This window comes from Desulfobacula phenolica, assembly GCF_900105645.1.
Classification (GTDB): Bacteria; Desulfobacterota; Desulfobacteria; order Desulfobacterales; family Desulfobacteraceae; genus Desulfobacula; species Desulfobacula toluolica.
The window spans coordinates 88,060-101,700 of sequence record NZ_FNLL01000003.1 but is presented as its reverse complement, the minus strand read 5'-3'; the positions used below and the strand labels follow the sequence as shown (position 1 = coordinate 101,700).

The following is a 13,641-nucleotide window of genomic DNA, read 5'->3' as shown; positions in this document are numbered from 1 at the left end:
CTAAAATGGCTCATCATGTAAATAAAAAAATCTATGGCAATTTAATTGACAGGATCAATCGACTTCCGCAGGGAGCCAATCCTTCTCAATTGTTATATCAAATATTAGAAATTCTTTTCACAAAAGAAGAGGCTCAATTAATATCCTTATTGCCAATAAAACCCTTCTCAGTTCAAAAAGCCTCCCAAATCTGGAAAATGAATCTTTGTAAGACACAAATAAAATTAGATAAATTGTGTGACAAAGCCCTTCTTATTGATATCGAACAAAACGGCAAATCCGTTTATGTTTTACCCCCGCCAATGGCTGGTTTTTTTGAATTTTCAATGATGCGGATTCGAAAAGACATTGATCAAAAACTATTAAGCGAGCTGTTTTATCAATATTTGAATGTTGAAAAAGATTTTGTAAAAAATCTTTTTACTCAGGGAGAAACACAACTGGGGCGTGTTTTTGTTCATGAACCGGCTTTGTCTGCTGAGGTATCATTACAAGTGCTGGATTATGAACGTGCGTCAAAAGTCATAAAAAATGCAACTCACAGAGCTGTCAGTATGTGCTATTGCCGACATAAAATGCATCATATTGGAAAAGCATGCAATAACCCGATAGATATTTGCATGACTTTTAATATTTCCGCTGCATCTTTAATAAAGCACAAAAATGCACGCAGTGTTGATGTTGAAGAATGTATGGATCTGTTACAACAAGCTTATGATCACAAGCTTGTTCAATTCGGCGATAATGTAAGAGAGCAGGTGAATTTTATTTGCAATTGCTGCGGATGCTGCTGTGAGGCATTGCTTGCTGCCAAACGATTTGCCATATTCAACCCTGTTCACACAACAAATTTTATCCCTGAAATTGATGATCAAAGCTGTAATGGATGCAAAAAATGCGTAAATATCTGTCCGGTTGAAGCATTGCATTTGATTCCAAAAGATATTAGTGGAAACAAACAAAAAAATATTGCAAAATTAAATGCGAATCTGTGTCTCGGATGCGGCATTTGTATCAGGTCATGCCCAAACAACGCCTTGAAATTGAGACACAGAGAGACAAAGATTCTAACCCCTTTGGATTCAATGCATAGAGTTGTAGTGATGGCAATTGAACGAGGCACATTACAAGATTTTATTTTTGACAACCGTGTTTTATTAAGCCACAGGGCAATGGCTGCTGTTTTAGGTGTTTTTTTTAAACTTCCTTTAATCAAAAGAATCCTGGCCAACCGGCAACTAAAATCCCGATACCTTGAAAAGTTAACAAAACGTATAAAATATTAATCAGTTTGGATTTAACAAACCCTTACTTAAAACTACCTTTGCCAAATTCAAAACGAATTCTCAAACCATAATCTGAGACGATTTGTGGTTTTATCACATATATCAAACACAATAGTTGCAAGCATCTGGTTTAGTATTTGGTTTTTTTTGATTCTTTATAGAAAATATTGTATGTTACCCTGATCAATTAAAATAACATTTATTTAGGCTAACAATGAAGTACTCAAAAGTATATATCAGTTCAATAGAATATGAACTCGCCCCGAATATCATCACATCCATTGATATTGAGGAACAGCTGAAACCTTTTTATGACGCTATGGGATTTAAAGTTGGGCAGCTTGAGGCTCTCACAGGAATAAAAGAGAGAAGATTATGGGATAAAGACCAAACCCTTGCACAAGCAAGTTCCAAAGCAGGACAAAAAACAATAGATGAATCCGGTATCAGCCCTGAAGATATTGAAGCGCTCGTTTTCTGCGGGGTCTGCAAAGACGGGTTTGAACCTGCAACATCCTGTGCAATAGCAGACAAATTGAAAATCAGCAAAAATGCACAGATTTATGATGTATCAAATGCATGCTTAGGAGTTATTACAGGTATTGTTCAGGTTGCAAATCAAATAGAACTGGGACAGATTAAAGCCGGTTTAATAGTATCGGCTGAAACTTCAAGGCAAATAATAGAATCCACAATAAAAGAAATAAACAAAAAAAAAGATCTGCAGTTTTACAAAGAAACCGTTGCAACCATGACCGGCGGATCAGGTGCTGTTGCTGTTCTGCTTACAGATGGATCTTTTGATAACGCAGGCTTGCGGCAACATGCGATTAAAGGCGGAATTGTCAAAAATGCCATTGAGCATCATAATCTTTGTTATTGGGGATTTTCTCAAAAAGATATGCCGACTGACGCTAAGATTATCATGAGAACTATTGGAGATGCCGTCCTTGATCATGGTCTGAAATTGGCTGTTGAAACTTTTAAAGCGTTTAATGATAAATTAAAAATTTCTCCACATGATATTGATAAGGTTATTGGTCATCAGATCACGTCTTATCATCATCAGGCATTTTATAAGGCACTTAATATTGATAGAACAAAAGACTTTGCAACCTATCCGTATCTTGGAAATATTGGCACTGTATCGCTTCCCATCACCGCTGCCATTGCAGATGAGAGAGGTTTTTTAAAAGAAGGCGATTTTGTAGCTTTTATTGGAATCGGCAGCGGTATTAACTGTTTCATATTAGGTGTTGAATGGTAAAAAAACAAATTAACAATACACTGACCTCCACCAAAGGCTTTGAAGATCTTTACCCCTTTGATTCCAATTTTATTAACATCAACGGGCATGATCTTCATTATATTGACAAGGGAAAAGGAAAGCCCTTACTGATGGTTCACGGCAATCCCACATGGTCGTTTTATTACCGGCACCTGATCAAAACCCTTTCAAAAAACTTTAGAACCATTGCACCTGATCATATCGGATGCGGATTTTCAGATAAACCTGGTAGCAAAACATATGACTACACCCTTGAATCAAGGGTAAAAGATCTTGATGCTCTGCTCAACCAATTGAACATCAATGAGAAAATCAGCCTGGTTGTTCATGACTGGGGCGGCATGATCGGCCTTGCCTGGGCCATTGATCATCCGGATAAAATTGATAAGATTGTTATTACCAATACGTCGGGATTTTTCCTGCCAAAAGAAAAACAATTTCCTTTCCTGTTATGGCTGATCAAATATATCAGAGCTTTTGCCGTTCCAGCCGTACTCGGGCTTAATGCGTTTGCAAAAGGGGCCCTGTATCTTGGCAGTGAAACAAGATTATCAGAAAAGGTTAAAAAAGGACTTGTTGAACCGTATAATTCCTGGAAAAACCGGATAGCCACCTTGAAATTTGTCCAGGACATCCCTATAACCCAAAAAGACAAAAGCTACGCCATTGTGAATCATGTGGACCAGAACCTTAAACATCTGGATGAATCCAGCCTGATGTTTTTATGGGGAGCAAAGGATTTTGTTTTTGACCTGACTTTTTTCAATGAATTCAAAACAAGGTTTCCAAAAGCGGCTTCCCATGTTTTTCATGATGCAGGTCATTACCTGTTTGAAGACAAGCCTGAAGAAACAAGTCACCTGATCAAGGCTTTTTTAAACAAATAAGGCAAACAAATAAGATAGTTATTTGTTTTGACATTTAACTGAGGCCCAGGGTAAAAAGCAAATATGCTAGGATTTAAAAAAAAGAGACAAGACCAAGACAAGCCTGAAGCTGACAGCCAAGAAACTTCAATTCAAACACTGCCAAAAAAAAAGAACAAAACCGGATCAAAAAAAAAGATGGTTATTATCCTGTTTTTTCTTGTTGCGCTTGGTGCTGCTTCATATACCGCATATGATCTTTATCTTGCACCCAAAGACCCCAAAGTCTATCAAAAGATCGAATTAAAGCATCTTGATCTTCCCGAAGAAATGGTCAGGTTCAGTTTTGATTATCTTCCTGATCTCTATGTCGCCATGGTATCCTTTAATAAAGAGATGGATTTATTTGATCAAAAGATTACAAAAATCAATAACATTGCCCAAAAATATCCTGAACAAAAAAAGATTGCAGACAAAGAAAAAAAAAACTGGGAAAAAGCAAAAAACACACTTCAAAAAGCCTTTATAAAAATTGAAAAACCCGTTAAAGAAACCTATGTACTGTTTTGTGTAAATAAAGAACAGGGTCTGGCCCAAATTAAAGAAAAAGACAAAGAGTTAACAGAACTTGCCCGGAATGCGTTAACACCTGCAAAGGAACTGACCAAGAGCATAAAACCGGAAGAAACAGTTCCTCAGGGATTTATTAAAGCAAACATTTACAAACTAAAAAAGAAATTCTTATGACATCCTATGCAAACATTTCACTTGGTCTAAAACAAACCTGTGAAAAATATCCCTACAAACGAGCAATTGTTTATCCTTCAGGCAGAGACAGGAACGGCAGGGTTTTATACAGCCAGATGACGTTTTCCCAGCTTGACAGGCAATCGGACAAACTTGCCTTCGGCCTTGAAGAAATCGGCATTACCAGGGGAACCAGAACCATTTTAATGGTGCCGCCGGGTATGGAATTTTTTATAATCGTATTTGCCATGTTCAAAGTGGGGGCGATACCCGTTGTCGTTGATCCAGGAATGGGGATCGGCCGAATGCTTCAATGCCTTCAGCAGGGGAGACCCAAAGCCTTTATCGGCATAGAAAAAGCCCATTTGTTACGAAAACTGAAACCCGGTTTCTTTACATCTGTAAAACACTGGGTTACGGTGGGCAAACGATGGTTCTGGGGTGGATATACCCTTGACCAGCTCATGGCGCAGACCGATGATCCTTACCCCATAGCACAAACAACCCGTGATGAAGCCGCTGCCATTGTTTTTACAACAGGATCAACCGGCCCTGCCAAAGGTGTTGTCTATACCCATGGAAACTTTGAGGCCCAGATAAAACAGATACGGGAACACTTTCAGATTGAACCCGATGAAATCGATCTGCCGACGTTTCCGTTGTTTGCTCTTTTTGATCCGGTACTTGGCATGACAGCTGTTATTCCTGATATGGATCCTACCAAACCGGCTCTTGTTGACCCTGCAAAAATCATAGAAGCCGTTGAAAACCAAGGGGTCACAAATATGTTTGCCTCCCCTGCTCTCTTGAACAGGGTGGGTAAATTCGGCAAGGAAAACCATATCAAACTGCCGTCTTTACGGCGTGTGGTATCTGCAGGCGCTCCGGTGACGCCCGCCAACATAGAACAATTTTCCACCCTGCTGTTTGACCATGCGCAAATCCATACTCCCTATGGCGCAACCGAATCCGTACCAATCATATCCATCGGGTCCAATGAAATCCTTTCTGAAACCAAAAAACTTTCCGAACAGGGATTTGGCATGTGCATTGGCAGACCCATTTGCGACACCCGGGTTGAAATAATTAAAATCAGTGACAATCCCATCACCCAATTCCATGATAACCTTAAGATGCCTGAAAACCAGGTTGGAGAAATAACGGTAACAGCAGACCTTGTAACGGAAAACTATTTTAACAATCATGAAGCAGACCTGCTGGCCAAGATCCCTGATCCGAACGGCAAAATATGGCACCGAATGGGTGATCTTGGATGGAAGGATTCAAAAGGAAGAATATGGTTTTGCGGAAGAAAAAACCACAGGGTTGTCACCAGAGATGAAACTCTGTTCACTATCCCTGTGGAAGCCATTTTCAACAACCACGGAAACGTTTTCAGAAGCGCCCTTACAGGTGCGGGCCCTAAACACATGCAGACACCGGTTGTGTTTATAGAACCTTGTTCAAAACCAGAAGATAAAAACGCCTTTATCAATGAACTGCTGGACCTTGCCAAATCAAACCCTTTAACACAAATGATTGAGCATATTTTTATTGAAAAAGCCTTTCCTGTGGACATCCGGCACAACTCAAAGATATTCAGGGAAAAACTTGCCGTTAAAGCAACTAAAAAACTGAATTTATGACGGCACACTAACCTTTGCCGGAGGTTACTCAAGAGTTGATGAATAATGGTCGATTAATCCGGCAGCAGATCATAAAAATACGTCATGGCATCAGACCGAGTAATAATTCCGATCAGCTCACCCTTTTTCATGACAGGCAGACGTCCGATATCATGTTTGATCATCAATTTAGCAGCTTCCATGGCGCTTTTGTCATAAGGTATGCTCACAATTTTCCTGCTCATAAAAGCTTTTATGGGCGATTGCATGTGATTTGATTTTCTGACTCTCTTAAAATCCCGCCGGGAGATAATGCCTACCATATGATTATCATTGTCCACAACAGGCATGCCAGTGCATCCCTTGTCGCGTAAAATCATGGCCACTTCTTCTACGGTTTTATCCTGGTGTACGGTCACAACCGGATAGGACATTATATCCACCAGCATGACAGTGGAATGCTGGTTCCCGGAAATAAGTTCAACAAGTATCTCTTCAATTGCATCCGGGTTTGCAGCTTTTAAAAGGGCTGATCCCGCACCCGGGTGTCCGCCGCCGCCGATGCTTCGCATTAACAGGCCAATATTAATTTCATCTATATTGCTTCTTCCGATAACCATGCAACGGTTTCGTTCAACGTCTTTAAAAATTCCAAATGCGGCATCCACATTGACAATTTCCCTGTACATCTGAAGCACCATGGCAAGATTCTGGATTCGGCCATCTACCTCCACTTTGGAAATACTTATGGAAAACCTGGACACCTCTTTTCTCTGAGCTTTCTGTATCATATGGAAGAGGATGTCTTTTTGCCTTTTCCCGTACGCCTGCCGTAAAAACGTGGCCAAGATATTCAAATCTGCTTTTCGGTCCAGAAGAAACCCGGCAGCATATGCATCTTCAGGCAAGGTTGACGGAAATGTCAAATTACCTGTATCTTCATACAGACCCATCAAAAAAAGCGTGGACTGAATAGGTGTAATAAGCTTTCTTTTTTTTTTAATTTCTTCCACCAGCATTGTAACAGTGGCTCCTGTTTCCCGGATATTCATCTCATTTGCTTTAATATCACCTTCAGAATGATGGTCCCATATGATAATTTCAAGATCCTTCCTGTCTTTCAATGAATTCATACCTTCCAGGCGACTCCATGAGTGAGTGTCTACAACAATCATGGTTTTTACATGCTCTAACTTGATATCCTTAGGCGAGTAGAAGGTAAACAAATCCTTATGAATTGATAGAAAACCTTTTAAATTTGCATTAATGGAAGTGGGCAAAACCGGTTTTGCATCGGGATACAGCAGGGATGCTGCCACCAGAGATGCCAATGCGTCAAAATCAGATCCTTTATGGGTAGTAATGATAACCATCCTATATTCCTCTTTTTTATTAATATCTTTTTGAGTATAATCATAGTGACTATTTATTCAATGATTTATTGAAATCCCAAGAGCTGAAATCTGTTTTTTAAAAAAATCATAATGGGACCCTCTCCAAAAGACGGTTTTACAATGAGGGCATTGAAAGAACGTATTAAAATATTGTTTTGTTTTGGGTTCAAGAAGATGCATCACATCCTTTTTTTCTATGGTTACAAGCTTAATATTACACGCGGTACATCGTGAAAAAAAAGAAATCCTATTTTCCAGTCCAAAAAAACGAATGGTTTCAGCCATCTGGTCATAGGGTAAATTTGCCCTGATCCGCCTTGCAAAAATGATTTTACTTCTTTTTAAAAGATCGGTATCACGGGTCAGAACAATTCGATTTTCCTTTTCGGCAATATCGGCAATTTCTTCATCAGAATAGAATGAAGAATAAATTACATCAAATCCCAGCAGGATCAAAAGTCGTCCCAGTTTGATCACATTCACATCTGCAACAAACCGGATACGCTTAAGCGGTTGAGGTCTCAGGAACGACGGCAGCCCGACATTAAACGGGGGGGATACAGCCTGCACATCCAGTATGCCCTGGGAAACAGGGATAAATGAGAAATCAATCTCTTGTTTGTTAAAACAGATATGCCCGACTTCAGTATGAGGAACGCCAAGCGATTCGATAATATCCTTTACACTGGCTTTCCGGTTTAAGGCATAGTTAAATTGCCTGCCGGGTTTGTCGTTTACCCGGAAAAAATCCAATTGTTTTTGAAAGTGTATACAAATGTTCATTTGCCGTTCCAGATTTTGTTAAACAAAAGGATGAACAGCTAATAGTGAGGTGGCTTTTCATCGGCAGGCGCATCACTTCCCGGCGAGAACGCTGAAAGCGCACCGATCTGCTTTGCCAGGGTATCACAGATAGCACCGAGCCTGGTGATTTCTCGTTGCTGTTCATAAAGTTCATCATTTAAATTTTTAATGGTATTTTCCTGAAAAGCAATTTTAGTTTCAATTTCCACCAGACGGTCTTCATTTATTTCCATGTTTTTCCTCCAGCCTAATGGCTCAAGATGATTACCCCTAAATCAAGGTCTTGTTCGATACTATACCCAAAACAAATGGTAGAGTACAATAAAAATCCCAAAATGAATTTTTTAAAAGGCTGTGGCAGATAAAGGTGCCACAAAAAAAGTAAAAGAGACCTTATTTCAAAATGAAGTTTGATCTGTTTTTTTAAAATGGCTTAACATTTTCAATTATGTTATATGAAAAATCATTGTTCCTTGAATTTATGAATTATCTTAAATTAATAAAAAAAGTTGGTAGCGTGGAAAAGAATAGTTACAGTCTTGATAACAATATATTAACAATCAGAACAGAGTATGGTGATTATGGGTTTAAAATAGAAGATGGTTTGGAATTGGCCAATGCAGAACGTATTGCAGATCTTATGGTCAGTGAACTTGAAAAAATTGAAAAAAAATTCCAGGGCATTCGAGAAAACTCAAACCCATATGCGAAATTATTACTGGCAAACTTAAATATTTCGGACAAATATATTCAGCTTGAGAACGAACATATTCAGCTTGAGCATAAATATAATCGCCTTTTCAATAGAAATGAAAAGATGAAAGCTTTTTACCACGATCGGTATCAATCAGGTGATGCTGGCAGTCAAAAATTTAAAACTGATAAGACAATTCATTGCTCAAGCTCATTTGATGATTTAAAAAACAATGACGATATTTTATCGGAACAGATTCAAACAAATCAGGAAGACACAACTTCTTTGACCGAAACACAACCGGATGACAATGACAACTCTTCTTCTTTTAAGGAAGAAGACTTTTCCGAAAAACAACCCCCGGTTATTACGGCCCTGGAAAAAACAGATCGGGATTTGACAGATCATGATTTGTCTGAAGAAAGCCGAAAGAATTCTTTTATTTCATCACCATCAATGGATATTCAGACAACGACAGAGCCATTGGAAGACTTGCAGACAGAGCCATTGGAAGAGATAGAAATAGAACTCTCGGAAGACACAGAAACAGAACTCTTGGAAGACATGCAAAAACAATCACCTGCCGTGCAACAGATAGCCATGCAAAATCCAGAAACACAAACAGACACACAAAATTTAAATTCCGACTCAAATAATATAGCTGAGCCTGCACAGACTCAAGCCCCGTCATTGGCAAAGGATTTGGTTTTACCAGTGCCCCCAACAATTTCAGCATCCCCATCCGCCCAATTCAGGATTAACAAACCTGAAGAAAAACAAAACAGTTGCATTGAATCCTGCAACACAGATAGCGATGAATTCCAGTTGCCTGCCCTGGATTTTTTAAAACGCGGAAATGGAAAAATAGAAATTGACCATGAGGCCATCAGAAGAGATGCTGAACTGCTTGAGCAAAAACTTGGTTATTTCGGTATCACAGGAGAAGTCATGGAGGTTTCTCCAGGGCCGGTTATTACGACCTTTGAATACAGGCCTGCTCCGGGAATCAAAATCAGCAAGATCGTTAACCTGGCAGATGATCTGGCTCTTGCATTAAGTGCCTTCAGTATCCGTATTGTTGCTCCGATCCCTGGTAAGGATGTTATTGGAATTGAAATTCCCAATCTTAAGAAGAGCCTTGTTCCTTTTATTGATATTGTCAGATCCGATGATTTCATAAACAGCACATCCAAACTCCCCATCTGCCTTGGCAAAGATATTATCGGCAACCCTGTTGTTGTGGAGCTTGATAAAATGCCGCATCTGTTGATAGCAGGTGCCACTGGAACCGGCAAAAGCGTTGGGTTGAATGCCATGATAGCCAGTATCCTGTACAAATCACCTCCTGACAAAGTAAATTTTATCATGATTGATCCAAAACGCATTGAATTGTCATTGTTCAATGATATTCCCCATCTTCTCACACCGGTTATTACCGACATGAAAAAAGCAAATATTGCGCTTCAGTGGGTGGTAAGAGAAATGGAACGCAGGTATGAGATCCTGGCTAAATTACAGGTGAGAAACATTGAGCAGTATAATCACAAAGTAAAACAAATGGCTTGTCCTGAACGGGATAAAGATGAAGCATTTGAAGAATTTTCATATATTGTTATCATCATAGATGAGCTGGCCGATCTGATGATGACTGCGGCCAAGGATATTGAATTGTCTTTGACCCGTATTGCCCAGATGGCAAGAGCTGCGGGCATTCATCTGGTTCTTGCCACTCAGCGGCCTTCCGTTGATGTGTTGACCGGCATAATTAAAGCTAATTTTCCCACCAGGATATCGTTTCAAGTCTCGTCTAAAACCGACTCCAGGACAATCATTGATTCCAACGGAGCTGAAACACTCTTGGGCAGCGGGGATATGCTTTTTGTCCCACCCGGAACCGCACGGCTTGCCAGGGTACACGGCACCTATCTTTCAGAAGATGAACTTGTCACAATAACCGAGTTTCTAAAAGCCCAGAAAAAGCCTAATTATATTTTTGACGTGATAACGGAAAATGATACCGAACCCGCCATGGATATTGTTGGTGAGGATGAGTATGATGAAAAATACCAAGCTGCTCTGGAATTTGTTCTTGTCAGCAGACAAGCTTCAATTTCAGGTGTTCAACGTGCCCTCAGGGTTGGGTATAACAGGGCGGCAAGAATTATTGATCTTATGGAAAAAAGAGGGATTGTGGGACCTTCTGATGGCGTAAAACCCCGCCAGGTTTTGATAAATCGCATGGATTAAAGAATTGCATGAATTAAACTTCTCACAATATCCCAACCTGAATAAACGTGATTATGAACAAAAAAATCTGGTATTCTATTATAGTGTTGATAGTCTCATCTTGCACTCCCCAACTGCCCACTCTGATATATATGAAGGGATCGGAAACATTCATAGTTGATTATGACGGAAACGGCACATATGATGACGAATGGCTCAGTTTAGACCAGGCAAATCGTATGAGCTGCAATGAAGTCGTACGTCATTATATTGATCCAGGCCATTACAGATGGGCAAAATCAAATGAAATGGCATTGTTATATTCGGTATTGGGCATGCCTGGAAATTCGAAAGCCACAAGGCAGATGAGCAGCTTAGCCGGCATAAGCATAGGGCTGGGCTTTTTATACACGGTCAAACACAAAGCCACCCAGGCTGAAAAAGACTCCCCGCACATTTTCTCTGTGGAAACCCTGGGTTGGCATGGAGGATTGGCAACCCCAATGCCGACAGTGGTACACGAACCCAGATACTTTCCGGCGTTGATTAAGACTGAGCCGAAATAAGCTGAGTGAATTTTTCAAGACTTTCATACAAAATTTTTATTCCATTTTCAAAAAAAAGACGGATGCCGACAACAGCACAAAAGCGATCAACCCGATATTATGAGAGATTGCCCCGATGACAGGAGTTAACAGTCCTATTTAAACTTCAATCTCTTTTTAGATATGGACAGATCACATAAACAGCAAAGTTTTTTTTCCTACCCGTCAGAAATGACATAGTGTATAAGGACAGATTACAAACCTTTAGCTTGTACGAGTGTCAACATGACAACCTTTATCAGTATCAGTTTAATATTTTTCCTTGCCGGATGGGTTCAAGGTGTTTCAGGGTTCGGCTCCGCCCTTGTCGCAATTCCTCTGTTATCACTGCTTATCGACATCAAAACGGCGATACCGCTATGTTCACTGTTAAGCCTTATCATCACAACCTATATGAGTGTGCAGTTATGGAAATATTTTGATCGAAAAAAAATTCTACCTCTCTGCGCCGGAGCAATACCCGGTATCATATCAGGTGCAACCATTTTAAAGACCGTCCCTTCCGAAATGATCCAGAACCTTATGGGCAGTCTTTTAATCGCATATGCATTGTACAACCTGTTCTTTACCGTCAAACCCGGAAAGATTCATTATAGCTGGGGCTATGTTTCAGGATTTTTATCCGGTTCAATCGGAGCGGCATTCAGTGCGGGGGGACCGCCGGCAATCATCTACACCACCCTGAATAACTGGAGCAAAAACGAAATCAAGGCAACCCTTACAGGATTTTTTTGTTTTAACTCCTATATGGTTGTTTCAGCCCATATAATAACCGGATTAACCACGGCCACCGTGGGTAAATACTTTCTGTTTTCAGTACCCTTTGTTTTGTTGGGAACTTTTTTCGGCTCATACTGTTACCGATTTTTCAAAAAAGATATCTATTTGAGAGTTGTTTTCCTGTGTCTTGTTGTCATGGGAATAATTTTGATTCTATAAAAAAACAAAAAGGGTCTCGAAAAACTTTCGAGACCCTTGTAATTTGCTTGGTAGCGGGGAAAGGATTTGAACCAATGACCTTCGGGTTATGAGCCCGACGAGCTACCAGACTGCTCCACCCCGCATCAACGAAAAGCAATATACATAATTGCATTGTTCATGTCAAGGCTTTAATTTTTTTCTAAAAATTATAATTTTCAATTTGGCATCACCTGCTTTAATTCATCAACAGAAGCCGTTGCGGTTCCAACCTTTGCAACAACAATCCCGGCAGCAGCATTGGCAAGCATGGCGCTTGACCTAAAGGTTGCACCCACTGCAAGCCCAAGTCCCAGAATAGAAATAACCGTATCACCTGCACCGGAAACATCAAACACCTGCCGGGCTTTGGATTCAATGACATAAGGTTCCTTGCCTTTTTCAAACAATACCATGCCGTCCTTGCCGCAAGTAATGAGGAGCCTTTCCAGCTTGACCTGGTCCATTATTTTCCAACCGGCGGCAAAAAGATCCCTGTCTGATTTGATATCCATGTTGGCGGCAAGGCTTGCCTCTTTTTTGTTGGGCGTGAGTATGGAAACATGCTCATACTTTGAAAAATCAAGAGCCTTGGGATCTGCCAAAGTAAGGACATTATATTTTTTTGCCAGCTCAACAGTGTGCCGGACCAGTTCTTTTGTAACCAGGCCTTTGTTGTAATCTGAAATGATAATCAGATTAACCCCGGAAATTTTACGCTCAATAATGCTTACAAGCTTTTCAAGGGTGTTGCCATTGATATCTTTTTTTATCTCCTTGTCAATGCGCAGAACCTGCTGATTGGATGCAATCACCCTTGTTTTTCGGGTAGTCGGCCTTTCCGGCTCACTGATGATACCGTCAGTTTCAATCCCCAGTTCTTCAAGCTTCTCAAATATCATTTGACCGGCCTTGCCCGTTCCTGCCGTGCCAATGGGCAACACCTGCGCCCCCATGGAAACCAGATTATTGATGACATTTCCCGCCCCCCCGAGGGCATGGCTTTCTTTTTCCACGCACACCACCGGAACCGGAGCTTCCGGTGAAATCCGGTCCACACTGCCCCACAGGTATTCGTCAATCATCAGATCCCCTATCACAAGGGCTTTTACGGTTTTAAAAGTATCAATATCTATAATCATATATCCA

General features: G+C 40.4%; 12 protein-coding genes and 1 tRNA gene. 8 read left to right on the top strand and 5 right to left on the bottom strand.

The window, feature by feature from the left end; all coding sequences use genetic code 11:
• Positions 1–5 precede the first annotated feature (5 nt).
• From BLT94_RS05410 to BLT94_RS05390, 5 genes are all read left to right on the top strand, one after another.
• Positions 6–1,286, top strand: a complete 1,281-nt coding sequence (locus BLT94_RS05410; protein WP_092231308.1) for a 4Fe-4S dicluster domain-containing protein — start codon at positions 6–8, stop codon at positions 1,284–1,286.
• Positions 1,287–1,500: 214 nt separating this feature from the next.
• Positions 1,501–2,553 (top strand): 3-oxoacyl-ACP synthase III, encoded by a 1,053-nt coding sequence (locus tag BLT94_RS05405; RefSeq protein WP_092231305.1) that lies wholly within the window; start codon positions 1,501–1,503, stop codon positions 2,551–2,553.
• On the top strand, positions 2,547–3,461 hold the full coding sequence (locus BLT94_RS05400; RefSeq protein WP_092231302.1) for an alpha/beta fold hydrolase: 915 nt from the start codon (positions 2,547–2,549) through the stop codon (positions 3,459–3,461). Before BLT94_RS05405 ends, BLT94_RS05400 begins: the two co-directional genes overlap by 7 nt.
• Positions 3,462–3,524: 63 nt before the next feature.
• Positions 3,525–4,187, top strand: a complete 663-nt coding sequence (locus BLT94_RS05395) for a hypothetical protein (protein ID WP_092231299.1) — start codon at positions 3,525–3,527, stop codon at positions 4,185–4,187.
• On the top strand, positions 4,184–5,833 hold the full coding sequence (locus tag BLT94_RS05390; protein ID WP_092231296.1) for a fatty acid CoA ligase family protein: 1,650 nt from the start codon (positions 4,184–4,186) through the stop codon (positions 5,831–5,833). The genes BLT94_RS05395 and BLT94_RS05390 overlap by 4 nt, the downstream gene beginning before the upstream one ends.
• 53 nt (positions 5,834–5,886) lie before the next feature.
• Here BLT94_RS05390 and BLT94_RS05385 read toward each other — a convergent pair whose 3' ends face one another.
• From BLT94_RS05385 to BLT94_RS05375, 3 genes are read right to left on the bottom strand one after another with little or no spacing between them, the layout of a single operon-like run.
• A complete protein-coding gene (locus BLT94_RS05385; protein ID WP_092231293.1) occupies positions 5,887–7,185 on the bottom strand; it encodes a CBS domain-containing protein in 1,299 nt (432 codons plus the stop codon).
• A gap of 57 nt (positions 7,186–7,242) precedes the next feature.
• Entirely contained in the window at positions 7,243–7,989 is a 747-nt protein-coding gene (locus BLT94_RS05380; RefSeq protein ID WP_014957963.1) for a Mut7-C RNAse domain-containing protein, read from the bottom strand.
• A 38-nt stretch (positions 7,990–8,027) separates the two neighbouring features.
• On the bottom strand, positions 8,028–8,243 hold the full coding sequence (locus BLT94_RS05375; protein ID WP_014957964.1) for a SlyX family protein: 216 nt from the start codon (positions 8,241–8,243) through the stop codon (positions 8,028–8,030).
• 284 nt (positions 8,244–8,527) lie between these two features.
• Between BLT94_RS05375 and BLT94_RS05370 the strand changes: the two genes are divergently transcribed.
• The 3 genes from BLT94_RS05370 to BLT94_RS05360 all read left to right on the top strand — a co-directional run bounded on the left by BLT94_RS05370 (position 8,528) and on the right by BLT94_RS05360 (position 12,474).
• Positions 8,528–10,951: a DNA translocase FtsK gene (locus tag BLT94_RS05370; protein WP_014957965.1), complete on the top strand. Its 2,424-nt coding sequence runs from the start codon at positions 8,528–8,530 to the stop codon at positions 10,949–10,951.
• A 53-nt stretch (positions 10,952–11,004) separates the two neighbouring features.
• Positions 11,005–11,496, top strand: a complete 492-nt coding sequence (locus tag BLT94_RS05365) for a hypothetical protein (protein WP_139168990.1) — start codon at positions 11,005–11,007, stop codon at positions 11,494–11,496.
• A 264-nt stretch (positions 11,497–11,760) separates the two neighbouring features.
• Positions 11,761–12,474, top strand: a complete 714-nt coding sequence (locus tag BLT94_RS05360; protein WP_014957966.1) for a sulfite exporter TauE/SafE family protein — start codon at positions 11,761–11,763, stop codon at positions 12,472–12,474.
• 48 nt (positions 12,475–12,522) lie between these two features.
• Here the strand turns inward: BLT94_RS05360 and BLT94_RS05355 are convergent.
• A tRNA-Met gene (locus BLT94_RS05355) sits at positions 12,523–12,599 on the bottom strand.
• 72 nt (positions 12,600–12,671) lie between these two features.
• The gene (rfaE1, locus tag BLT94_RS05350) at positions 12,672–13,634 is read right to left on the bottom strand and encodes a D-glycero-beta-D-manno-heptose-7-phosphate kinase (RefSeq protein ID WP_092232110.1); all 963 of its coding nucleotides are present in this window, start codon (positions 13,632–13,634) and stop codon (positions 12,672–12,674) included.
• Between the last annotated feature and the right edge of the window lie 7 nt (positions 13,635–13,641).

What these genes read in the sequence shown, in the direction of transcription:
- BLT94_RS05410 (WP_092231308.1), top strand. Translation starts at nt 6, where the DNA reads ATGGCTCATCATGTAAATAAAAAAATCTATGGCAATTTAATTGACAGG.
- BLT94_RS05405 (WP_092231305.1), top strand. Translation starts at nt 1,501, where the DNA reads ATGAAGTACTCAAAAGTATATATCAGTTCAATAGAATATGAACTCGCC.
- BLT94_RS05400 (WP_092231302.1), top strand. Translation starts at nt 2,547, where the DNA reads ATGGTAAAAAAACAAATTAACAATACACTGACCTCCACCAAAGGCTTT.
- BLT94_RS05395 (WP_092231299.1), top strand. Translation starts at nt 3,525, where the DNA reads ATGCTAGGATTTAAAAAAAAGAGACAAGACCAAGACAAGCCTGAAGCT.
- BLT94_RS05390 (WP_092231296.1), top strand. Translation starts at nt 4,184, where the DNA reads ATGACATCCTATGCAAACATTTCACTTGGTCTAAAACAAACCTGTGAA.
- BLT94_RS05385 (WP_092231293.1), bottom strand. Translation starts at nt 7,185, where the DNA reads ATGGTTATCATTACTACCCATAAAGGATCTGATTTTGACGCATTGGCA.
- BLT94_RS05380 (WP_014957963.1), bottom strand. Translation starts at nt 7,989, where the DNA reads ATGAACATTTGTATACACTTTCAAAAACAATTGGATTTTTTCCGGGTA.
- BLT94_RS05375 (WP_014957964.1), bottom strand. Translation starts at nt 8,243, where the DNA reads ATGGAAATAAATGAAGACCGTCTGGTGGAAATTGAAACTAAAATTGCT.
- BLT94_RS05365 (WP_139168990.1), top strand. Translation starts at nt 11,005, where the DNA reads ATGAACAAAAAAATCTGGTATTCTATTATAGTGTTGATAGTCTCATCT.
- BLT94_RS05360 (WP_014957966.1), top strand. Translation starts at nt 11,761, where the DNA reads ATGACAACCTTTATCAGTATCAGTTTAATATTTTTCCTTGCCGGATGG.
- rfaE1 (WP_092232110.1), bottom strand. Translation starts at nt 13,634, where the DNA reads ATGATTATAGATATTGATACTTTTAAAACCGTAAAAGCCCTTGTGATA.